The 22,068-nt window shown below is 48.1% G+C and carries 21 protein-coding genes and 1 pseudogene; 11 read left to right on the forward strand and 11 right to left on the reverse strand.

The window, feature by feature from the left end:
* Positions 1 to 47: 47 nt before the first annotated feature.
* From PHU49_04280 to PHU49_04300, 5 genes and pseudogenes are all read left to right on the forward strand, one after another.
* Entirely contained in the window at positions 48 to 1,748 is a 1,701-nt protein-coding gene (locus tag PHU49_04280) for a 2-oxoacid:acceptor oxidoreductase subunit alpha (GenBank protein ID MDD5243213.1), read from the forward strand.
* Positions 1,732 to 2,595, forward strand: coding sequence for a 2-oxoacid:ferredoxin oxidoreductase subunit beta (locus PHU49_04285; protein ID MDD5243214.1), 864 nt, complete (start codon positions 1,732 to 1,734; stop codon positions 2,593 to 2,595). The genes PHU49_04280 and PHU49_04285 overlap by 17 nt, the downstream gene beginning before the upstream one ends.
* A 26-nt stretch (positions 2,596 to 2,621) precedes the next feature.
* A pseudogene (locus PHU49_04290) lies at positions 2,622 to 3,053 on the forward strand (flavin reductase family protein).
* Positions 3,054 to 3,116: 63 nt separating this feature from the next.
* The gene (locus PHU49_04295; GenBank protein MDD5243215.1) at positions 3,117 to 3,311 is read left to right on the forward strand and encodes a rubredoxin; all 195 of its coding nucleotides are present in this window, start codon (positions 3,117 to 3,119) and stop codon (positions 3,309 to 3,311) included.
* A 180-nt stretch (positions 3,312 to 3,491) separates the two neighbouring features.
* Positions 3,492 to 4,382 carry a phosphoribosylaminoimidazolesuccinocarboxamide synthase gene (locus PHU49_04300; GenBank protein ID MDD5243216.1) on the forward strand — a complete coding sequence of 297 codons (891 nt, stop codon included), beginning with the start codon at positions 3,492 to 3,494 and terminating at the stop codon, positions 4,380 to 4,382.
* Positions 4,383 to 4,488: 106 nt separating this feature from the next.
* Here PHU49_04300 and PHU49_04305 read toward each other — a convergent pair whose 3' ends face one another.
* The 11 genes from PHU49_04305 to PHU49_04355 all read right to left on the reverse strand — a co-directional run bounded on the left by PHU49_04305 (position 4,489) and on the right by PHU49_04355 (position 16,694).
* A complete protein-coding gene (locus tag PHU49_04305) occupies positions 4,489 to 5,796 on the reverse strand; it encodes a TRAP transporter large permease (protein ID MDD5243217.1) in 1,308 nt (435 codons plus the stop codon).
* A complete protein-coding gene (locus tag PHU49_04310) occupies positions 5,793 to 6,278 on the reverse strand; it encodes a TRAP transporter small permease subunit (protein MDD5243218.1) in 486 nt (161 codons plus the stop codon). The genes PHU49_04305 and PHU49_04310 overlap by 4 nt, the downstream gene beginning before the upstream one ends.
* Before the next feature lie 104 nt (positions 6,279 to 6,382).
* Complete coding sequence (locus PHU49_04315) at positions 6,383 to 7,414, reverse strand: TRAP transporter substrate-binding protein (GenBank protein ID MDD5243219.1); 1,032 nt, start codon at positions 7,412 to 7,414, stop codon at positions 6,383 to 6,385.
* A gap of 145 nt (positions 7,415 to 7,559) precedes the next feature.
* Complete coding sequence (gene pdxA, locus PHU49_04320) at positions 7,560 to 8,519, reverse strand: 4-hydroxythreonine-4-phosphate dehydrogenase PdxA (protein MDD5243220.1); 960 nt, start codon at positions 8,517 to 8,519, stop codon at positions 7,560 to 7,562.
* A 298-nt stretch (positions 8,520 to 8,817) separates the two neighbouring features.
* Entirely contained in the window at positions 8,818 to 9,747 is a 930-nt protein-coding gene (locus tag PHU49_04325; GenBank protein MDD5243221.1) for a peptidyl-prolyl cis-trans isomerase, read from the reverse strand.
* A complete protein-coding gene (locus PHU49_04330; protein ID MDD5243222.1) occupies positions 9,744 to 10,667 on the reverse strand; it encodes a peptidylprolyl isomerase in 924 nt (307 codons plus the stop codon). The genes PHU49_04325 and PHU49_04330 overlap by 4 nt, the downstream gene beginning before the upstream one ends.
* Before the next feature lie 126 nt (positions 10,668 to 10,793).
* On the reverse strand, positions 10,794 to 13,961 hold the full coding sequence (gene mfd / locus PHU49_04335) for a transcription-repair coupling factor (protein ID MDD5243223.1): 3,168 nt from the start codon (positions 13,959 to 13,961) through the stop codon (positions 10,794 to 10,796).
* Between the two features lie 56 nt (positions 13,962 to 14,017).
* The gene (locus PHU49_04340) at positions 14,018 to 14,620 is read right to left on the reverse strand and encodes a lytic transglycosylase domain-containing protein (GenBank protein MDD5243224.1); all 603 of its coding nucleotides are present in this window, start codon (positions 14,618 to 14,620) and stop codon (positions 14,018 to 14,020) included.
* A gap of 37 nt (positions 14,621 to 14,657) precedes the next feature.
* Complete coding sequence (locus tag PHU49_04345) at positions 14,658 to 14,876, reverse strand: sulfurtransferase TusA family protein (GenBank protein ID MDD5243225.1); 219 nt, start codon at positions 14,874 to 14,876, stop codon at positions 14,658 to 14,660.
* Between the two features lie 11 nt (positions 14,877 to 14,887).
* Positions 14,888 to 15,958 carry a YedE family putative selenium transporter gene (yedE, locus tag PHU49_04350; GenBank protein ID MDD5243226.1) on the reverse strand — a complete coding sequence of 357 codons (1,071 nt, stop codon included), beginning with the start codon at positions 15,956 to 15,958 and terminating at the stop codon, positions 14,888 to 14,890.
* Between the two features lie 103 nt (positions 15,959 to 16,061).
* Positions 16,062 to 16,694, reverse strand: coding sequence for a LysE family transporter (locus tag PHU49_04355; GenBank protein ID MDD5243227.1), 633 nt, complete (start codon positions 16,692 to 16,694; stop codon positions 16,062 to 16,064).
* A 370-nt stretch (positions 16,695 to 17,064) separates the two neighbouring features.
* Between PHU49_04355 and PHU49_04360 the strand changes: the two genes are divergently transcribed.
* From PHU49_04360 to PHU49_04385, 6 genes are all read left to right on the forward strand, one after another.
* Positions 17,065 to 17,844: a LamB/YcsF family protein gene (locus PHU49_04360; protein ID MDD5243228.1), complete on the forward strand. Its 780-nt coding sequence runs from the start codon at positions 17,065 to 17,067 to the stop codon at positions 17,842 to 17,844.
* 3 nt (positions 17,845 to 17,847) lie between these two features.
* Entirely contained in the window at positions 17,848 to 18,489 is a 642-nt protein-coding gene (gene pxpB, locus PHU49_04365; protein ID MDD5243229.1) for a 5-oxoprolinase subunit PxpB, read from the forward strand.
* Positions 18,486 to 19,427: a biotin-dependent carboxyltransferase family protein gene (locus PHU49_04370; GenBank protein MDD5243230.1), complete on the forward strand. Its 942-nt coding sequence runs from the start codon at positions 18,486 to 18,488 to the stop codon at positions 19,425 to 19,427. Before pxpB ends, PHU49_04370 begins: the two co-directional genes overlap by 4 nt.
* A 60-nt stretch (positions 19,428 to 19,487) precedes the next feature.
* Positions 19,488 to 20,789, forward strand: a complete 1,302-nt coding sequence (locus PHU49_04375) for an ABC transporter substrate-binding protein (protein MDD5243231.1) — start codon at positions 19,488 to 19,490, stop codon at positions 20,787 to 20,789.
* Between the two features lie 94 nt (positions 20,790 to 20,883).
* Complete coding sequence (locus tag PHU49_04380) at positions 20,884 to 21,771, forward strand: branched-chain amino acid ABC transporter permease (protein ID MDD5243232.1); 888 nt, start codon at positions 20,884 to 20,886, stop codon at positions 21,769 to 21,771.
* Positions 21,759 to 22,068: hypothetical protein (locus PHU49_04385; protein MDD5243233.1), on the forward strand; the 310-nt coding region annotated here is incomplete at its 3' end. The genes PHU49_04380 and PHU49_04385, both read left to right, overlap by 13 nt.

The raw sequence follows: 22,068 nt of genomic DNA on the forward strand, positions 1-22,068 counted from the left end.
CCTCGGCCATTTTATAATGGTGTATCGGAGGTTGTCTGGACTATACAATAAAGATCGGCGGCGAAGCAGGACAGGGGATACAGACGGTAGGCGATTCCCTGGCAAGGGTATTCTCGAGGTCCGGATATCATGTTTTTACCAGCCAGGATTATGAGTCGAGGGTACGCGGCGGACACAACACCTATCAGATCCGTCTTTCCGACAGACCCGTTACCGCATCACGGGCGGTGGTCGATATCATTGTCGCCTTCGATCGTGAGAGCGTAGCCCTCCATGAAAAGGAATTATCCGAGATAGGGATTGTTGTGTATGACCCGGCAATGCTGGGCGAGACATTTGCAAAACCCAATTTTCTCAGCATACCCTTTGTTGACCTTGCCGTGAAAGACGGGGGCAACAGGATCATGGCAAATATCGTTGCCATCGGCGCCGTACTCGGTATGCTTGGCATGGGTATCGAATTGCTCTTTGATGTCCTGCTCAGTACCCTCAAGAAGAGGGACGAAGATACGGTCAATAAGAATAAAATAGCTGCAGTTGCGGGGTATAATTACGCAGGGCATAACTGCGTACAGTGTTCCTTTTCCATTGTACAGTTATCAAACCGGAAGATGCTGGCAAGTACAAATGATGCCATAGCGTCCGGGGCAATCGCATCAGGCTGCAAGTTCTATTCTGCATACCCCATGACGCCTTCAACGGGCATTATGCTTTATATAGCAGGAAAAGCAAAAGAGTATGGGATCATTGTGGAGCAGGCAGAGGACGAGATAGCGGCCATCAATATGGCTTTGGGCGCGTCATTTGCCGGGATCAGGGCCATGACAGGGACTTCCGGAGGGGGATTTGCCCTTATGGTCGAGGGCTTGTCCCTTGCTGCCATGACTGAGACCCCGATCGTTATTGCCCTTGCCCAGAGACCGGGCCCGGCGACAGGGCTGCCGACGAGGACCGAACAGGGTGACCTGCTTTTTGCCCTCCACGCGGGACATGGTGAATTCCCCCGGGTGATCTTCGCGCCCGGCAAGCCTGAGCAGGGGTTCCTCCTTGCCAACAAGGCCTTTGAGATATCACAGAAATATCAGATACCTGTATTTATACTGACAGACCAGTACCTTGCGGACGCACAGTGGACAGTCGAACATTTTGATCTTAATGGACTTTCCCTTAATGAATACAGGACGTCGGGAGAGGCGTGCAGCGGCCGGTACATGCGCCACGCCTTTACGGACAACGGGGTGTCGCCATTCTGTGTCCCCGGGCTGATATCCGGCCTTGTCGTGACGGATAGCGATGAGCATGACGAGGAAGGCCACATCATCGAGGACGCCGCGACACGGATAAAGATGGTTGATAAGCGGCTCTTTAAAAAGCTTCCGCTCATTCAGCAGGAGATCGAACCGCCTCTGTTCTACGGGCGCAACAAACCGGAGATCGTAATTATTGGCTGGGGCTCAACATACGGAATAATGAAAGAAGCCGTCGATATCCTGTCAAAGAAACAAAATATTGCGATGCTTCATTTCAGTGAGATCTATCCTTTCCCTTCTGTCGATAAATTTGATTACCTGGGTATGCTGAAAGGGGCGAAAATGACCATCTGCGTTGAACAGAACGCCACCAATCAATTCGCACGGCTTATGAAGACCGAAACGGGTTTTGAATGCAGCGCGCTGATAAACAGATATGACGGGAGGCCGTACCTGCTGGAAGAATTTCTTGGAGAATTGTATGCCCACATCGGATGATTATAAAGGACAGACGCCTGCCTGGTGTCCTGGGTGCGGTAATTTCAGCATCCTGAAGGTCTTTAAAGAGGCCCTGGCGGAGCTTGGTATTGAGCCTCATCAGCTTGCGATCGTTTCAGGTATAGGACAGGCGGGAAAATTTCCCCACTATATCCGTTGCAACACGTTCAACGGGCTCCACGGGAGGAGCCTCCCCGTGGCAACGGGCATCAAGCTCGCAAACCACGAGATGCTCGTCATGGCAGTAGGCGGCGATGGCGATGGTTACGGAGAAGGGGGAAACCATCTGATCCATGCGATGAGGAGAAACATCGGCGTCAAGGTTTTTGTCCACGATAATCAGATATATGGCCTCACAAAAGGACAGGCATCGCCGACGAGCATTGAGGGAATGGTCACAAAAAATCAGCCCTTCGGCGTCCTTTCAGAACAATTCAATCCCATGGCAGTGGCTGTTGCCCTCGATTGCAGTTTTGTCGGAAGGGGATATTCCGGTGACCCCGAACATCTGAAAGAACTTATGAAATCCGCAATGAGCCATAAGGGGTTCTCCCTTGTGGATATCCTCCAGCCGTGCGTATCCTTCAACAGGATAAACACATACGAATGGTATGGACAACGTGTCTACCGACTGGGGCCTGACCATAATCCGGAGGACAGGGCGGGCGCCTTTGCGAGGGCCCTTGAGTGGGGCGAAAGGATACCGATTGGGATCATCTACCGGAACAACCGCCGCACCTTTGAAGAAAGAATCCCGGTTATTCAGGACAAACCACTTGTGAAACAGACTGCCCCCTTCGGAGATCTGAAAGAAAAGATAAAGGAGACGCTGAAAGGGTACTATTGAATTGAATCGATAAGGAGGATGGGTGGATGAATGTCAAAGCTGTTCAAAAGATTTGCTACGGTGTGTATATTATCAGCTCCAGGAAAGGGGAAAAGATCAACGGACAGATTGCAAATACCGTTTTTCAGATCACTTCAGATCCCCCGACCATAGCGGTCAGCATCAACAAGCAGAACCTGACCCACGAATATATCAAAGAGAGCAGGGTTTTTACCGTCTCTATGCTCTCGAAAGAGACCCCCATGACCTTGATCGGTTTATTCGGTTACAAGTCGGGGAGGGATGTTGACAAGTTCAGCGGCACTCGTTTTAAGACAGGTGTAACGAAAGCCCCTATCATTCTCGACAGCACCATCGGCTATCTCGAATGTGAGGTATTAAGCGAAACAGATGTAGGGACCCATACGATCTTTATCGGTAAGGTCGTTGACTCTGAGGTCTTAAGCAGCGCAGAACCGATGACGTATGCATATTATCATGAAGTCAAAGGCGGTAAATCTCCAAAAACCGCGCCGACATATATTAAAGAAGAAGAGCCGAAAACAGCAACTGCACCATCGAACAAATATAAGTGCAAGGTATGCGGGTATGTCTACGACCCGGAAAAAGGCGATCCGGATTCAGGGATAAAGCCCGGCACACCTTTTGAGGAATTACCCGATAGTTGGGTCTGTCCTGTCTGTAACGCACCGAAGAGCGAGTTTGAGAAAGAATAATAGACCAAGTATATAGTATATCGTATATAGTGAACTTCAAAAGAGCCCGGACCATCCATAAGGTTGCGAATTGTATGTCGTAAGGAGATGAACTTGAAGTTACGATATACTATATACGACATACGATATACTGATCAGCTGACTGCTGATAGCTGTAAGCGTACCAGGTGAGAGGTTAACATGGACGAAACATTGAGAGAAACCAATTTTACAGAGATCGGTACTCCCAGACGGGGGAAGGTAAGAGATGTCTATGACCTCGGCGAGAACCTGCTGATCGTAGCCAGCGACCGGCTTTCGGCCTTTGATGTAGTTTTGCCGACGGGGATCCCCGATAAGGGCAAAGTGCTGACGCAGCTTTCCGTATTCTGGTTCGGGGAGATCGCGGATATCGTCGAGAACCACATCATCGAAACGGATGTCGAGAAATATCCTGAGCCGCTGAAAAGGTATAAAGACCAGCTAAGAGACAGAAGCATGATCGTCAGGAAGGCAAAGGTCATACCTATCGAATGTGTTGTAAGAGGCTATCTTGCCGGATCAGGGTGGAAGGAATATAAAGACTCCCGGACGATTTGCGGCATCGGGCTTCCCGAAGGCCTCCTGGAATCGTCAAAATTGCAAACACCGATCTTTACGCCGACGACAAAGGCCGATGAAGGCCACGATATGAATATGACCCTTGAGCAGATGTCCGCGATGATCGGGGAAAGGCTCGCGGAGAGACTCGTCGTCCTGAGTATCAGTGTCTACGAAAAGGCCTGCACGATCGCTGAACAGCGGGGAATCATCATTGCCGATACGAAGTTTGAGTTTGGACTGGTCGATGGCGAGATCATTATCGTTGATGAGGCCCTTACGCCCGACTCGTCAAGGTTCTGGTCAAAGAAATCTTACAGGGCCGGAGAATCCCAGGACAGCTATGACAAACAGATAGTAAGAGATTACCTGAACACCCTCGACTGGGGAAAGACATACCCCGGGCCTGAACTGCCTGCAGAGATTGTCCAAAAGACAAGGTCGCGTTACATAGAGATATACGAGATCCTTACAGGGCAAAAATTCAAATAGTATATCGTTGTTCGTATATCGTATATAGTATATCGTGAGCGGCAAAAGAACCCCCTAAGGTCTTTTACGAAATACGAGATACGATATACGAAATACGAACAACGAACTAATATTTCACCAGGGCTGCAAAAAAGGTGACGAGTTGAGGAAAAGACTCCATGAGTATCATGGTAATGATGTATGATGGAAGGAACCATACCACGCCTTTGAAGACTGTTGATAACGGAATATCCTTCGCCATGCCCGAGACAATATACGCACTGATTCCCACCGGTGGTGTGACAGCGCCCATAGTAGTGACAACGGTGATGGTAACACCGAACCAGATCGGATCGTACCCCATCTGTTGCGCAACAGGGTAAAATATCGGCACCGTGATGAGAAGGAACGCGAGGGCGTCCATCACGCATCCGCCTATAATGTAGATTACCAGCATTGACCACAGGATCATCCAGTTTGGGACAGGAAGCTGGGCAACCCATTCAGCCGCTTCATAGGGGAGTCTGGTGATTGCAAGAAAACGCCCGAAAATAACAGCGCCTGCAACTAACAAAAAGATCATACAGGAGATGCGGAGCGTATCGATGACTGCACCCACAAACCGCTTCCATGTCAGTTTTCTCCTTATAAGGCTTATGATGACGGCCACCACGGAGCCCGCAGCCCCGGCTTCCGATGGTGTAAAAAGCCCTGCATAGAGGCTGTACATGATAATGCCAAACATCACAAGCATATCGATCGCATCGGGGAGGGCCTTGATCTTTTCAATAAAACCAAATTTCGGACCCTTGGGCCCCCACGCGGGATGAACGGTGCACATTGTATATGCGGTAATCGCCATCAGGGAGGCAAGCACAAGGCCGGGTACAAAGCTTCCGAAGAAAAGCTTTCCAATGGATTCGCCCGTACAGAGCCCATAGATCACCAGCACTACGCTTGGCGGTATCACGACGCCGAGGGTAGAGCCTGCGGCAATGGAGCCCGTAGACAATATGGGGTCATATTTGTATTTTTTCATTTCCGGTAATGCAACGGCTGTCATTGTCGCAGCGGTTGCCGTATTGGAGCCACAGATCGCCGCGAACCCAGCGCATGCCATAATAGTTGTGATAGACAAACCGCCTTTGATCCTGCCAAACCACTTATAAGCGGCATTGTACAACCGGTTATTTACTTCCGAATAGAAACAGATCTGCCCCATGAATATGAACATCGGGATAACGGTTAATCCATAGGACGAAAAGGTCTGCCACAGGTCTGTCCCGATCATGCCAAGGGCCGCATCCCAGGAGATCGAATATATTATGCCCAGAAAACCGACCAGGGCCATAACGAAACCGACAGGCATTTTAAGGAGCAGCATGACCGCCAGCATTAACAGGGTGCCGTATAGTCCGGTAAGAGGCGTAATCATTCGGCTGCCCCCTTATAAAATATCTTTAAAAAGTCGATCAGAAGCGTCAGGGAAAGTGCGGCGAATCCTAACGCTAAGCAATAGACAAAGGGATGGTATACGATCTTTAAGGTTTCAGATAACTCACCGATCCTTGCTATCTTCATGCCCCACTTTAATGTTTCCCACGATACAATAGAAAAAAATATCATGTTGACAAAGTAGTTGAAACCATCAAGAACCTTGTTGGTTCTTTTTGAGAATTTGTCTGTAAAGATCGTTACGATTATATGGTCTTTCCTGATCTGTGCGTAGCCAAGGGCCAAACCGGTCGCTACCGCTCCAAAGAACCCGATAAGTTCATAAGATCCGTTAATGGGGACATATACTACCCTGAAAAGCATGTTCCCTGCCGCGATGGCTGTAAGGGCGAGGATGGCGATGCCGCTCCAAAAGGCAAGGAATCTGTTTAAATAGGTATTAAATTTTATAAGATACCCCATTAGCAACCTCCGTAATCGAATATCTCTGGATGTGCTGGTGTTCCTGGTTCACAAAGGTGCCCGTGATATCAGACACCTTTGCGAACTCATGATCATTGTTTATATCACTTATATTGTTTTTCGTATTTGTCTTTCAACTGGTAAACGTCTTTCATGATCTGTTGGCCGGGCAACCCCTGGGCGGTTACCTTTTGTACGTATTCATCGATCATGGGTTTCAGTAGTTTACCCATCTCTGCCATATCGCTTGCGGATAGCTTTAAAAGCTGATGATTGTACTTCTGCTTTGACCAATCAAGCGATTCCTTTACGTGATTATCGACATATGTTCCGGTCCAGAGGGCCTGTTCACGTCCCAAATCGTCGATAACCTTCTTGACATCGGCGGGTAATGAATTCCACTTATCTTTATTCATTACGACGGCAAATGAAACAACAAATAGATTGGTCTCTGTTGCATAAGGCAGGTATGCGGCAAAGTTGAAGTCTTTCAATATCTCCATTGATGAAACATTACCTTTTACAACACCTTTCTGGATGGCCTCCGGTGCTTCAGACTGCGGCATACCGACAGGAGTTGCGCCAAGTCGTTTCAAAACTGTTGCGCCGGTTCCTGATGCCCTTAACTCCATACCCTTTAAATCTTTGAGAGATTTAATGGGCGTTTTCGTCATGAGATCTGCCGGGGGACAGGTAAAGAAGGTTAATGTTTTCACTTTCTCAAATTCTTTTGGTTTATATTTTTCAATGAGATCGTAAAGGGTAAGGCTGGCGACTTTTGCGCTGGTAAACCCTATTGGCAGATCGACGGCCTCCGAGAAGGGGAAGCGGCCAGGCTGATAACTCATGGCAAAATTACCAATATCAGCCGTTCCTGCGATAACCCCATCAAATATTGATTTTGCCGGAAGAAGCGTACCGCCGGGGAACGTCTGAACCTTGACCTTACCGGCAGTTCTTTTCTCAACCTCTTTAGCCCATCTCTCCATCTGAACACACGGGAAGGTAGGAGCAGGCGGGAAGTTCGCGTATTTCAACACGATCGTTGCCTGCGCCCCTGCGTTCTGCGGCGTGATGACGGACAGCGTCAACAGGAATACAGCAAAAATTAGTAGTGTTGCTATCTTTTTACTCATAATACACCCCCTGATAAATTTTTGTTACCTCGTTCCTAACGGACGATACCTTTTTTGAAAAGATACTCATGGAAACAGTTGCATAGCATATAAATTGTATACAATTTGATCCTGTTACAGTTTTTACTGTATGGATATGCTTTTGTCAAGAAGTTTTTGAAGACATATGCTCTGCAACCCTGTAGGCCTCTATCAGACCGGTTGGGTCGGCGATGCCCTTGCCGGCAATATCGAGTCCTGTGCCGTGACCCGGAGAGGTCCGTATAAATGGAAGCCCGAGGGTAATATTGACCGTCCTCGAAAAATCGAGCGTCTTAACAGGGATCAACCCCTGATCGTGATACATGGCGACGTAGGCGTTGCAGTCCCTTCTGTGGAAGAGAGTATCGGCAGGGAAGGGCCCGTCTGTATGAATACCCGCTGCCCTTGCAAGACCGATCGCCTTATCGATTGTGTCTTCTTCCTTCCCTATGATGCCCTGTTCCCCGGCATGCGGGTTAAGCCCACAGACCTTGATGTATGGTTTTTGAATCCCAAAATATCTTTGCAGAGAACTGTATGTGATCGTTATGGTTTTTAAGACCTTGTCCGCAGTGATCGATCCGGCAACATCTTTCAGGGGGATATGGATGGTTACGAGGGATACCTTCATTGTCCTGTTCGCCATCATCATCACATACTCCGTAACCCCTCCGTAATGAGCCAGGAGTTCCGTATGCCCCGTAAACTCTATCCCGGCTGAATGTATTGATTTTTTGTTGATAGGGCAGGTTACGATCGCCGAAGCCTCTCCTGAAAAGAGAAGCTTCAGTCCTTCTATAATGTACCTGAAAGATGCCTCACCGGATTTCGGACCCGTTACGCCAGGATTGACAGTATTGATGATCCCGAGATCAATGAATTCCGCGTCCCCGGGCGAACCCTTTCTGAATGGCTTAAAACCGGGCGCACTTTTGCGAAAAAGGGCTTGCTGCGTCTGATATATTACCTGAAGATCGCCGATAACAACAGGTATGCTTCGCTTGCAGATATGGGGTAAAGATTTAACGATGATCTCCCCGCCTATGCCTGCGGGGTCGCCCATGGTCACAACTATCCTCTTCATACCGAATTGCCTTCTCCAGGAAAAAACAGGTCATGGTTTAGGCTAAGGTTAAGCAAACTGCTGATTTTCCTCAACCTCAACCTTAACCTCAGTTATAGTATATCGCAACTTCAAGTTCATCTCCTTACGACATACAATTCGTACCTTACGGATGTTCCGGATTCTTTTGCAGTTCACTATATACTATATACTATATTACTGCTTCTTCCGCCGAACGTTCTCTTTCGATATACGATCTACGAAATACGATATACGATTTTCTATGAGCCATGAGCTATCAGCCATGAGCTGATTTATCTCAGATCTTAACCTCGATGTATGATGACTTTCTCAGTTTGTCGATGTATTCTTTATATCTCTTTTCTGATTCCTCGAAAACGATCTTTTCCCGGATCGCATCTTTTACAACCTCGAAGGGCAGTGTGTCTGATTTTTTTATCTCTATAAGTTTAAGAATATGGAAGCCATAAGGCGTTTGTATTACCTGGGTATATGATCCCTGTGTGATCAGCGCGAGCGGATTTTTCAATTGGGGCATGAGATCTTCCCTTTTTACATATCCAATGTCCGCATCTGTTTTTGCCGATGGGTCATCGGAGAATTCTCTTGCAACCTCTTCAAAAGGTTTGCCCTCGCTCAGGAGCTTGTATGCTGCCATTATCCTCTGCGCGCCGTCCTGCCTCTGTCCTGATATAAATATCTGTTTTAGCCTGTATTCTTCTTCTTTGTATTCTCCAATGTGCTTGTTATAATATTCTTTTAAATCATTCTCCGTAATATTGACCTCCGACGAGATCACGCGCGCAAGCACCCTGCTGCGAAGGATATTCATCCTGATCCCTTCCCGGAAGCCTTTGTAGGTGATATTTTCCTTTTTCAGTTGTTCTCTCAACTCTGTTTCCGTAATGAGATTCTGTTTCTTGATATTCTCGATGATGTTTTCGATCTCTCTGTCAGAGATATCGATCTTCAATTTTCTGGCCTGCTGCTTTATGAGCAGATCGTTGATGAAGATGTCGATCTTTTCCTTGAGTTCCAGGTTCCTTAGATATTCATTGACCGATGTATACTTGCCCTGTTTTTCCACATGGACATAGTGTTCAACGTCTTTTAACGTGATGATGTCATCGTTGACAATGGCGATTATCCTGTCGACCACTTCACAGTGGAGGCCTGCCGGCAGTATGAGCGACAGGATAATCAGGAGTATTCCGTACAGCTTGCTCATTTCTTTGCAGGCGGTGGTTCTTGCTTCTCCGGTGTTTTTGGACTTTCAGTTTTTTCCGGTTTTTCCTGTTTTTCAGGCAACGCAGGTTTTTCCTCTTTCAGGAGTTCTTCGTTAATGGTGATTTTGGCAGCCTTCTTCAATTCCTCTATATATTTCTCAAGAAGCTCCTTCTGTTTTTCCTGGATCAGCTGCTGCCTGATAAAATCCTTTACCTCATCGAAGGATACGTACGCAGGAGGTTTGGCACCTTCCAGCCTGATGATATGGTATCCGAACTGTGTTTTAACAGGTCCCGTTACCTGGCCCACCTTTGTCAGTTTGAAGGCTGCCGCTTCGTATTCAGGCAATAATGTCCCCTTGGGGTGGAAGCCGATCTCGCCGCCGCTGGCCTTGGCATTCGGGTCAATGGAATATTTTTTTGCAAGCTCTACGAAATCCTCGCCCTTTTTCAGCCTTTCCATGACCTGTTTTGCTTCTTCGTCGGTTTTTAAAAGGATATGGCGCGTATTGATCTCTTTTTCTTTTTTGAATTTTTCCTTATTTGCATCGTAATACTTCTTCATATCATTGTCGGTAAGCTGTGAGTCGGCAGCAATCTTTTTCTTTAAGAGGGACTCTATGAGGAGTTGTTCCTTAATATCGGAGAGCCGGTTCTGAAAGTCTTTTTCATCTTCAATTTTGCTTTTAGCGGCCTCCCTGAGGAGCAGTTTCTTCATTATCAGTCTGTCCAGATATGTTTTCTTACCGCTCTGTGTTGCGACAAGCATCTTCATGTTCATTGGTATCTTGTCAAGCTCTTTGTTAAACTCTTCCAGTGTGATCGCGTCACCGTCTATGCTCACCAGGACCTTGCTGTTGTCTTTTTTTGCGCATGAGAAGACAAACAGGAATGCAATCAAACAAATTAAGATCTTTTTCATGTATTCACCTCATTATTTGGTCTTTCAGCAAACAGGATCCCGGAGGTCCAGGTCTGATCTGAATCCTCTGTGTCGAAAATACCCCTGAATACCGAAAGCTGATCGCTAACACCTGTTTTTCTTATATCATATGGAAATGATCTCCATCAACACATTTCTCGTGTATTTTACGAGTTCTTCCGCAATTTTATCGCTCTGCAGAATGATTTTCCCATCGGGCAGGAGCTTTATCCTGTCGTTACCCTGCGAGACGATGCTGAGCATCTTTTTCATATCGATAGGCGTGTGATTCGTTACATGAATAACGAGCCGCTTCGGAGAATGTTCGATCTTTCTTATCTTTGCCCGGGTCAGGAAAGTTTTTAACGAGATAATGTCAAGGAGGTGCAGAAGCGGCTGCGGGATCGCGCCATAACGATCTGTGAGTTCCTCCTTTATATCGGCAAGTTCCTCATCGTTTCTGATCTTTGAAAGTCGTTTATACATGAGAAGTTTTTGCGCGGAATCCTCAATATAGGCATCGGGTATATAGGCGTCCACGGGGATGTTTACTTCCGCGATGATCTCTTCTTCCTTTTCTTCGGGCCTCTCTTTGAGCCCTTTCACTGCCTCCCCAAGCATTTCACAATACAATTCGAATCCTATGAGATTGATGTTGCCCGATTGTTCTTTGCCAAGGAGGTTGCCCGCACCCCTTATTTCAAGATCATAGCTGGCGATATGGAATCCGGACCCGAGGTCCGTCATCTCCTCTATGATCTTTAAGCGGAGCGCGGCATCCTTCGTAAGGACTTCGTCCTTGGGGACGAGAAGGTATGCGAAGGCCTGTTTTGTGCTCCTGCCGACGCGTCCTCTCAACTGGTATAGATCGGCGAGGCCCATCCTGTGGGCGTTATTGATGAATATGGTATTCACGTTCGAGATGTCAAGACCCGATTCGATGATATTTGTGGAAAGCAGGATGTCGTATTCTCCCCCTATGAAATCGACCATGATCTTTTCGAGTTTTTTCTCATCCATTTTACCGTGGGCGACAGCTATTCTCACTTCCGGCAGAAGCCTTTTCAGATGTTCGTACACGACGCCGATGTTATGAATGTAATTGTGGACGAAAAAGACCTGTCCGCCTCTTTGCAGCTCATCGGATATCCCCTTTTTTATCAGTCCGTCGTTGAATTTGATGACGAAGGTTTTAACGGCAAGCCTGTCAAGGGGAGGGGTATTGATGATGCTCAGGTCCTTGATGCCCGTTGAAGCCATGTATAAGGTCCTCGGTATGGGTGTTGCGCTGAGCGTAAGGACATCTATGTTTTTTCGCATGGTCTTCAGCTTCTCTTTATGTTTAACGCCGAAGCGCTGTTCCTCATCGACGATAAGCAACCCGAGGTCTCTGAACTGAACATCTTTCTGGAGTAATTTGTGGGTACCGATGACGATGTCGACAGCGCCCCGTCTTATCCTTTCCGCGACCTCTTTCTGCTCTTCCTTTGATTTGAATCTGCTCAGCATATCTATATTGACCGGATAGTCGCAGAGGCGTTCGCTGAATGTCTTGTAGTGCTGCTGCGCGAGGATGGTTGTGGGTACGAGGACAGCTACCTGCTTATTGTCTAACGCCGCCTTGAAAGAGGCCCTGAGCGCGACCTCGGTTTTTCCAAAACCTACGTCGCCGCATACGAGCCTGTCCATAGGCTTTATGTTTTGCAGGTCCTTCATTACATCTTCGATGGCCTGCGTCTGGCCTTCCGTCTCCTCGTATTCGAACCGGGACTCCATCTCCCTGAAGAGCTCGTCTTCCGGCGGGTAACTATGGCCCTCCGCCAGTTCTCTCTCTGCATAGATTGTGATGAGCTCCCCCGCAATGTCTTCAACCTGTTTTCTTACCCGTTTTTTTGTATTTTTCCAGAGCTGGGAGCCAAGTCTGTCTATTTTCGGTTTATGTTTTTCGCTGCCTATGAATTTTTGAACAAGATGGAGATCGCTGACCGGTACGTAGAGTTTATCGCCGTCCTGATATTCCACAAGGAGGAAATCTTTGGTATGCCCGTCTACCTTTAATGCCGTGATCCCTTTATATACTCCTATCCCGTGCTCTATATGGACCACCCATTCCCCGATCTTCAGATCCTTGAAGGAATTGAGAAATTCATCAAGGCCGTCCCACTGTTTTTTTATAACCCTTTTTTTTGGCCCCACGATATCTTCTTCCGTAAGGGCGATGATATTGTCTGTCCTGAACCCTCTCCTCAACGGGCCTATGACAATACCCCACTCCCTCTCTTTTTTGGAAAGGGCCATCCCGGTGAGGATCGGCAGCGATATATCATAGTTCTTGAAGATCTCCTGGAGTCTCTCCGCCTGGTGCCGTGTATTGACGAAAAGATAGATATATCTGAAGTTATTCCACTCATTTCTGAACCTTTCCGTGAGTATCTTAAATATCTCGGTCTTCCTGGTTTCAAAGATGATCTTCAGGTCTTCGTTAGAAACGGCCCTTACGGTGATACCTTCCTCTTCCCCTTCAACCCCCGAGATATCGATATTCAACATCGAGCCGCACCGTTTCCCGAGCTCTTCCAGGAAGGCAGAGTTACTGCCGTCGTCAAACTCCCGTATTACCATGTGAAGTCCTCTGTGGACGAGGGCCATGTTGTTTTCAAAATAGTCATAGAGCATGGCGCTCCTGTCATCTCTGTGTTTTGCGGGTGTCAATGTACACTCTTCGGTTTCCCCGAGGGATCTTTGCGTACCGGGGTCAAAGAAACGGACGGAATATACCTGGTCACCGAGGAACTCGATCCGGAGGGGTTTCTGCGATGGAAGAGGATATATGTCGATAATACTGCCCCTCTTCGCGTATTCCCCGCTCTCCCTGACAAGCGTGGAGAGTTCGTACCCGGCATCTTCGAGATAGTTTATGAGGTCTTCCCGGAAGATCGTGTCTCCGAACCTGATCTTTTTAACACTTCCGGAGATTGCCTGACGACCTGTGACCGGATATTGGAGAGCGCTGTATGGGAATAGCCCGATAAACCGGTCATCTGAAAACAGATGATAGAGAAAGCCTGTTCTCTTTATCTCGTCTTCCCTTTCGAAAACCCTGTCAGAATAAACAGGGAAGAGGTGGACCTCTTTTTTCGAAAAAAATTCTATCTCTTCCCGGAGAAGGAATGCCTCATCTTCAGTTTCATAAAAGATAAGAGTTTTTCTGTCAATGGTGGAGAGGAGAAAAGAGAGGTACGATCCTATCTTGCCTGTAATGTAGATAAAGCCGTTCTTGTCAGGGTTAAACATCGTTCTTAGGGGTTGAGATGCGATATACGGGCGTACATGAAGGCTGAGAAGTGGTTTTAAGGATCCGGAAGTATGGCTATATTTTTCTCGTATTCTGCCATGACTATTCTGGGGAAACCCCTGTATGTCTTCGGGGGTTTGTTTTTACCGGCCCCGTTTAGTTTTGCTCTTGTAGGCCCCACGTTGTACGCGTGAAGCGCCGTGTTGACGTTCTCGAAATCGTCCACGAGTTTAGCGAAAAAATAGACGCCTATCCTGATGTTATTATCCGGTTCATCAAGCGTTTTATTTCCCGACCACTCTATCCCCGCGTAGTGAGCGATATGTTTCGCCAGCGAAGGTTTTATCTGAAGCAGTCCCCTTGCCCCACGGGAGGAAACAGCGTCGTGCCTGAAATTACTTTCCACTTTCATCATGGCAAGGATAAGCCGGTAATCGAGTTCATGCTGGATCGACTCTTCGTAGACGATCGATGAGATCGTTCTTAACTGTTCCTTATCTAATTTTATGTTTTCAGTCTTTAAATACCCGGTTATCTGGTGGATGAAGATCTCTTTTCTGAGCGTACCCGTGCTGCTGATGAGGGAATAGGCAGAGGCGAAACAGAGGATCACCATGGTAGAGATAAAGAGAAGCGCTATTTTTTGTCTGAACGGCATTACATATGTATAACACGATATCTTCCCGGAAGTCAACCTATATCCGGGAGATGTTAACCTTGAAGTCTTCTCCTTCATCAACGGTGTATTTCAGGTCTTCCCTTGTGCTGAGAAGCCTCTGTATATTTTCGAGAGAGGTCCTGGTATCGATAAGGATCTCGAAAGAATCAAAGGATCTGTTGTCAATGGACTTCTTCGTCTCCAGAACCGGCTGCGGGCACGATAATCCTCTAAGGTCGAGATGTTTCTTTTCCATATTGTTCCTCCTTATGCCAATCTTTTTCTCATGAAAAACCCTGTCGCAATACAGAAGAGCAGGCCGATGATGACGGCGAGGGCGCTGAACCGTCCTACCCCGGCCGGGGAAGCGGCTATTGCAAAGTTATGGGCAAACCCTGCACCTGTGATCATGCCGATGACAAATACCCCTGCGTCAATATCGCCTTCACCGGCGAGAAAGAGCTGTCTTCCCGGACAGCCGCCCGCAAGCGCATAGGCAAGGCCGGAAAGTACCATACCGAAAAAGTTCCATACCTGGTTCGTATGTGCTACCGGTTGTCCTGCAAAGCCGGGATTGAACTGACCGAGGAGAAGATTTGCAAGGAACGCAAAGATAAGGAGACCGATAACACCCGATGCAAGATGGAAGTCCTTTAACAGGATAATGTCGCGGATCGCCCCCATGGTACAGAACCTCGTTCTCTGGGCAAAGATACCGATAATGAAGGCCCCGGCAAAAGAAAGGATGATCGGGGCATGCTGTGCGCCAGGACCCTTGAGGCGGAAAAAGGGTGCGCCGTTAGGGATGGCCGGCTTAACGATGAGAAGCAGAAAGAGGCCAAGCATCATAAGGGGCATCAAAAGCCCGGTAAATTTATATGCAGAATAGTTTCTGCCAAGGGTGTACCCGCCCTTGAGAAATTGCACACCTATGTATACACCGACGATGAGTCCCACGATCGCGGCAATAGCATTCCCGTCCCCGCCGGCAAGCCTTAAGAAGGCCCTCCAGGGACAGCCGAGAAAAACAAGCGCCCCGAGCATGGCGAAGAAGCCGAGAAAGAACCGGACCAGGGGAAGAGAGCCTCCTCTGGGTTTGAATTCTTTGAAAACAAGACTCGCGAAAAAGGAGCCAAGGACGAATGCCGGTATCTCCGGCCTTAAATACTGAACGATGGAAATCCGGTGAAAACCCAGTGCGCCGGCTATATCACGCTCAAAGCATGCGACACAGATCCCCATGTTGGCAGGGTTTCCGAATTTCTGAAAAATAGTTGCGAGGATGCCGATAAAGACGCCACAGGAAATGATCTTCCAGTGTTTCTGAAAAAGATTCATACACTGACCTCCCGGATAAATATTTGAATAAATATTTGAAGTTAATAAATAAATTGAATAATATTATTTGTCAAATAGATAATTTGCATGAATAAAACGTGATTTATCGAATAAAACTATATCCCTTGATAATAAAGAATATCCCGAAGAGTATCAGAAATATACTGCAGACAAAAAGAATGGATTGCAAGACCCTTATGCTCAGGTACCTGCCGCCAAACTGTATTCCGTAGGAGACGAAGCTGTACCAGGCCAGATCGGATAGTATATGGCCCGTGAAAAAGGCGACAACTCCCTGGATACCAAGTCCCCTTGCGAATATTACGTAACCCATGCCGATGGTTATCCACCAGATGAACCAGTAAGGGTTTGAAAGACTGATGAGGATACCCGCTGTAATGGGGTGGATGCCGCGGCCTTCGGATTGTGCTGTACCATCGAGCCGGTAGCGTTTGAGGTTTTTGATGGTCATTGAGCCCATGCAGACAAGAACAATCCCGCCAAAGAAGGCGATAAAAGAGAAAATGACCCTGTTGTTCAGCAGGCTGCCGAGACCAAAGACGATGATACAGAGGAGCACGAATTCGAGGATCCCGTGACCAAGCACTACGAGGGGACCTACGATGCCGCCCCTTCGTGTCGATTCACTGATCGTTACGGTGAGCAGCGGCCCCGGCGCCATTGCCCCCGTGAGGCCAAGTACAAACCCGATGGAAAAAAGACTGAGCAGGTTCATAAGAAGTAGTGAATAGTCTATATAACATAAAGGCGGTCGATAGTCGATAGTGAATAGCCGTCAGCAGTCAGCACACAGTCATCAGCAATAAATATGGTCTATCTGGTCTATTTAGTCTATCTGGTCTATCTGGTCGTTTTGTTGATAGTAAATAGGATGTGGAAGGTAAAAGGGACAAAGAACCTTCTTACTTGTTTGATACAACCAGTATCCAGCATCGAGCGGCGAGTAACGAGCAATGCCTTAAGCTGATCGCTGATAGCTAAAAGCTGAATACGATCTACGATATACGATCTACGAGATACGATATACGATCTACGGCTATAATAAAACTGTTCACAACATGTCACATTTTTGTTAGTATGAAGAAATGCGATACGTCGTTGATCTGAATTGCGATATGGGTGAATCCTTCGGGGATTACACGCTCGGCAGTGACAATGAGGTTATACAATACATAACATCGTCGAATATCGCCTGTGGTTTCCACGCATCGGACCCGAACGTGATGGAGAAAACAGTCAGGTTATGCCGGGAACATCACGTGATGGCCGGCGCCCATCCAGGTTATCCCGACCTGATGGGCTTCGGAAGAAGGTCCATGGACGTAAGCGAGGATGAACTTGTGAATTACGTGATATACCAGGTCGGAGCGCTCAGGGGCTTTCTCGATCTTCATGGTATGTCTCTCCAGCATATAAAGATGCACGGAGCGCTCTATAATTATTTAGTCAACGATGACAAAAAATATCTCAGGATCGTTGAATCGGCAGGCAGGGTATTTGGTGATGTTGTATTTTTAACCCTCGGGACAAAAAAGACAGTGGAGCTTAAAAAGATATGCAGGCAGAAAGGGATCAGGATCGCCCTCGAGGGATTCCCCGACAGGATGTATGCCGATGAAGGTGAACTTCTTCCCAGAAAATACAAAGAAGCTGTCTTGAAAGACCCTGAACTCATCGCCAGGAGAGCGATCCGGATGGTGAAAGAGAAGGGGGTTGAAAGTATAAACGGCCACTGGATCGGGATGGAGCTCGATACTATGTGTATTCATGGGGACAATATGGAGAGCATAGAGGCGGCACAGAAGATCCGGGAGTATTCACGCAACGAAGACATAACGATTAAACCCCTCTGCGAGTTTGTGTAAATAATGGACTGGACACGGTATGGCGAGGAAGGTATCAGGATTGTTTTTGGCAAGGCGATCAACGCCGATGTCCATGAGGAGGTAAGGCAATATTATTTCTTCCTCAAGTCTCTTGATCTGCAGGAGATCATCGATATTATCCCATCCTTTACATCCTGTATCATTTATTTCAACAGCCGGTTAACGAGTTTCAGCACCCTTGTTTCGCTTTTGAAGGAGAAGGAAAAAGGTCTGCCGCAAACACAGATCCCCGCCCCGGTAACCCACACCATCCCTGTCATGTATGGTGGTCAGTACGGCCCGGATATAGAGTTTGTCTGTTCCTATTCGGGCCTCACGGCAGACGAAGTTATTGAGATCCACGTCTCAACCGTTTATACCGTTTTTGCCGTAGGTTTTTTGCCCGGTTTTCCTTATCTCGGCACCCTGGATAAACGGTTATTTGTCCCGCGGCTTGAAACCCCTCGCCTGAAGGTGAATGAAGGATCTGTAGGAATTGCACAACTCCAGACGGGCATATATTCTTTTGAGTCCCCCGGGGGGTGGAGGATAATCGGCAAGACGGATGTAAAGCTCTTTGACTATACGGAGGCGCCATACAGCCTCCTGAAGATCGGCGACCGGGTGAGGTTTGTGCCTCTATGATAGAGATTATTAACCCTGCATGGCTTGCAATGGTAGTCGACGGCGGAAGATACGGATATGCAGATATCGGTGTGCCGCCGTCATCGGTCCTCGACAGGTATGCCTACACTGCACTGTGTCGTCTCCTGGGATACAGTACCGACATACCTGTCCTTGAGATCATGGGTCACGATTTTTCGTTAAAGGTTAATACCGATGTTTCCTGTGCGATTACCGGGGCACGGGTTACGGCATTTGTTGACAGCACGCCCGCGGCTCTCTGGAAAGGCATCAGGGTAAAGGCCGGCAGTACTATCGAGGTGAAAGAGGTCACCGAGGGACTCCGCTATTATCTTGGTTTTTCCGGTATTATAGACGCGGCACAAGTGACAGGGAGCTATACGACAAACCTCGAGTGCCGTTTTGGCGGCTACTTTGGAAGGCCCTTCCTGAAGGGCGACAGGATAGCACTGAAGGATATCCATATTCCGGACGAAAGGGTTATTGACGAATCGCTTATACCGTCCATGCAGGCGCCGCACCTTCTTCGGATAATTGCCGGCGAAGAAAGGGACCGTTTTTCTCCTGAAACGCTAAAGAGTTTGTTTGAAATAGATGGAGACCCGTGGTATAAAGTTTCCACAAAAAGCAACAGAACAGGGATCCGGCTGGAAGGCAGACCTCTCGAATTTAAAGAGGAGGTGGAAAGAAGTATTATTTCCGAAGGGATCCTGCCGGGCATTGTTCAGATTCCGGGTGACGGACAGCCAATCATTGTGCTCTACGAGAGAACAATAGGCGGATACGCGAGGATCGGTCATGTGGCAAAGACAGACCGCGACCTGCTCGCTCACCTGAAGCCTCTGGACAAGGTAAGGTTTCAAATGATCGAGCCGGAGGAAGCAGAAAGACTGTGGGACGAGAAGATAACGCGTTATTATGATATGTTGCCAAAATAAATGGAGATCGTCATTTGTATCCATAGATCTTGAAAAAAAAACAAATCAGGAGGGTTAGTGATGAAGATCAGGAATGTGATAGTCTTTTCATTGGTGTTGTTACTTTCGCTGCTTATTGCTTCACCAACCGTTTTTTCTGCAGAGAAGGAGGTCAGGATAGGCGTGCTCTACCCGCTCTCCGGGGCCCTGGCAACGATAGGGAGGGATCTCCAGAGGGCAGCCGAACTGACCGCCGATATCGTCAACAACAAGGCGGCAGGCGTTGATATCCCGATGGCACAATGGGGAGGAATACCGAACCTGGGCGGTGCGAAGATCGTGCTGATCTTTAAGGACCACAGAGGGGAACCGGACCGCGGCGCCGACCTTGCAAAGAGTCTCATACTCGACGATAAGGTTGTGGGACTTATGGGCGCGTACAACAGTGCGGTGACAAAGACCGTAAGCGCTGTAGCCGAGAGATACGGGATCCCCATGATCAACGACTCCTCCACCTCTCCTGACCTGACGGAGAGAGGGTTTAAGTGGTTCTGGAGGACAACGCCGCATGATAATTATTTCAACAGGGATCTCTTCGAACTCCTGAAAGGCCTGACAGAAGGGAAGGTTAAGGGCGTTAAGGCCATCCCGAAAAAAAATCTCCAGAATCTTGCCTATGCCTGCGAGAATACTGAATGGGGTTCAAGCGTTGCCAAGTCGATCGAAGCCTATGCAAAGGAATACGGTTTTACTATCACCAAGGGGTTACTCTACAACGCGAACGCGCCTGACCTGACGTCAGAGGCAAAGGCCCTTGTTGCCGCAAAACCGGATGCGATGCTTTTTGCCGCGTACCTTTCCGATTCGCTCCTTATGATCAGGACACTGAAAGGCATGAAGGCACAGACGAAGTTTTTCTGGGGACAGGATGCCGGCTTCGAGATGGCTGATTTTGCAAAGATCCTTGGTGCGGATATCAACGGTGTCCTGACCAGGACGGTCTTCATCGATAAGATCACAAGGGTGAAAAAGGTTGCCGGCCAGGTCAATGCCCTCTACAAAAAGAAATACGGTGACGATCTGACAGGTGCCACGGCAAGATCAGTTGTTGGTGTTCAGGCCTGGGCATATGTCCTGAACAAAGCAGGCAGCACCGACCCGAAGGCGATCCAGAAGGCCTGCAACGAGATCAACATCCCCGCGAGCGATCTCGTCATGCCATGGGCAGGCGTGAAGTTCGATGCCAAAGGCCAGAATGTCCTCGGCAGAGGTCTCATCGGCCAGTACCAGAAAACAGCGGACGGTAAGATCAGCCTCGAGATCGTCTATCCCTTTGATCTTGCAACGGCCAATTTCATCTATCCTTTCCCGGGATGGAAATAGACAGAGGACGCGAATATGCGAAGATGAGGGGATGAGATTGTCTATGCTGGACGTCTCATCTTCTTAACTTCTCATTTTATTCAAGGTTGGATTTATGCTTATAGCTGACGCACTGCTGCAGGGAATATTGATGGGGCTTCTTTTTGCGCTTGTTGCCCTTGGTCTTACGGTGATCTTCGGGGTGATGGACATCGTGAATTTCGCCCATGGAGAGTTCCTGATGCTCGGGATGTATTCTGTTTACTGGACAAACTTCTTCTTCCATGTTGACCCTCTTATTGCCCTTCCCGTGTCGGCTATTGTCGGTATGCTCCTGGGGCTTGCGTCATATTACTGGTTTATCAAGTACCTGCTCAGGGGACCCGCCATTGCCCAGCTTTTTGGCACCTTCGGGCTCATGCTTTTCTTGCAGTACTTTGCCATGTTCCTCTTCAGCGCCGACTACCGGATGATCAATAAGGGACTCCTTGTCGGAAAAAGTCTCTCTGTCGGACCATTTATCTTCGACTGGACAAAGCTCGCCGCCGGCATCTTAAGCCTCATATCCTTTGCTGTTGTCTACTATTTTCTTCATAAAACAAAAACAGGAAAGGCCCTTCAGGCAACAGCACTGAACAAAGAAGCTGCCTCGTACATGGGCATCAGGACAGACCGGATGAACGCCATCGCATGGGCAATCGGAGGGGGTACCGTGGGTATCGCCGGGGGACTCCTGGTAAACTTCTATTATGCCTATCCAATGGTGGGGATCCTCTTCGTCATGATCGCCTTCGCCTGTGTTGCCCTTGGTGGTTTCGGAAGCATCAAAGGGGTCTTTTTTGCGGGATTGCTCGTCGGTATCCTGGAAATGATCTTCCCTGTTTTCGGACAACTCATCGGATCTGACTTCCTTGGGCCTCACTTCAAGTTTACTATTGTTTACCTTGCGTACTTCATTATCGTGGTCGTCAGGCCCCAGGGATTGTTCGGATGGAAAAATTAAAAGACGCCCTCGACTTCAGCGATTTTTCAAAGGCAGAAAGAATCGGCCTTATCATCTTTTCCATTTTTCTTCTCGTCTTCCCGTGGCTCGGCGCGGGATCTTTTACAACGACCGTTATGATCCAGTTCCTCCTCTTTTCCCTCTTCGGGATGGGGTGGAACACCATAGGAGGATACGGCGGACAGGTTGAACTCGGCAAGGCGCAATACGTAGGGATCGGTGCCTATACCGTAGCGCTCATGATGGTCTGGTGGAAGGTGCCCTTCTGGATCTCTATGCCGGTCGGTGTCCTCATTG

Source organism: Syntrophorhabdaceae bacterium, assembly GCA_028713955.1.
GTDB lineage: Bacteria > Desulfobacterota > Syntrophorhabdia > Syntrophorhabdales > Syntrophorhabdaceae > UBA5609.

Bases quoted from the DNA above. Each gene is read 5' to 3' on its own strand.
- PHU49_04285 (MDD5243214.1), top strand. From the start codon at position 1,732: ATGCCCACATCGGATGATTATAAAGGACAGACGCCTGCCTGGTGTCCT.
- PHU49_04300 (MDD5243216.1), top strand. From the start codon at position 3,492: ATGGACGAAACATTGAGAGAAACCAATTTTACAGAGATCGGTACTCCC.
- PHU49_04305 (MDD5243217.1), bottom strand. From the start codon at position 5,796: ATGATTACGCCTCTTACCGGACTATACGGCACCCTGTTAATGCTGGCG.
- PHU49_04310 (MDD5243218.1), bottom strand. From the start codon at position 6,278: ATGGGGTATCTTATAAAATTTAATACCTATTTAAACAGATTCCTTGCC.
- PHU49_04315 (MDD5243219.1), bottom strand. From the start codon at position 7,414: ATGAGTAAAAAGATAGCAACACTACTAATTTTTGCTGTATTCCTGTTG.
- pdxA (MDD5243220.1), bottom strand. From the start codon at position 8,519: ATGAAGAGGATAGTTGTGACCATGGGCGACCCCGCAGGCATAGGCGGG.
- PHU49_04325 (MDD5243221.1), bottom strand. From the start codon at position 9,747: ATGAGCAAGCTGTACGGAATACTCCTGATTATCCTGTCGCTCATACTG.
- PHU49_04330 (MDD5243222.1), bottom strand. From the start codon at position 10,667: ATGAAAAAGATCTTAATTTGTTTGATTGCATTCCTGTTTGTCTTCTCA.
- mfd (MDD5243223.1), bottom strand. From the start codon at position 13,961: ATGTTTAACCCTGACAAGAACGGCTTTATCTACATTACAGGCAAGATA.
- PHU49_04340 (MDD5243224.1), bottom strand. From the start codon at position 14,620: ATGCCGTTCAGACAAAAAATAGCGCTTCTCTTTATCTCTACCATGGTG.
- PHU49_04345 (MDD5243225.1), bottom strand. From the start codon at position 14,876: ATGGAAAAGAAACATCTCGACCTTAGAGGATTATCGTGCCCGCAGCCG.
- yedE (MDD5243226.1), bottom strand. From the start codon at position 15,958: ATGAATCTTTTTCAGAAACACTGGAAGATCATTTCCTGTGGCGTCTTT.
- PHU49_04355 (MDD5243227.1), bottom strand. From the start codon at position 16,694: ATGAACCTGCTCAGTCTTTTTTCCATCGGGTTTGTACTTGGCCTCACG.
- PHU49_04360 (MDD5243228.1), top strand. From the start codon at position 17,065: ATGCGATACGTCGTTGATCTGAATTGCGATATGGGTGAATCCTTCGGG.
- pxpB (MDD5243229.1), top strand. From the start codon at position 17,848: ATGGACTGGACACGGTATGGCGAGGAAGGTATCAGGATTGTTTTTGGC.
- PHU49_04370 (MDD5243230.1), top strand. From the start codon at position 18,486: ATGATAGAGATTATTAACCCTGCATGGCTTGCAATGGTAGTCGACGGC.
- PHU49_04375 (MDD5243231.1), top strand. From the start codon at position 19,488: ATGAAGATCAGGAATGTGATAGTCTTTTCATTGGTGTTGTTACTTTCG.
- PHU49_04380 (MDD5243232.1), top strand. From the start codon at position 20,884: ATGCTTATAGCTGACGCACTGCTGCAGGGAATATTGATGGGGCTTCTT.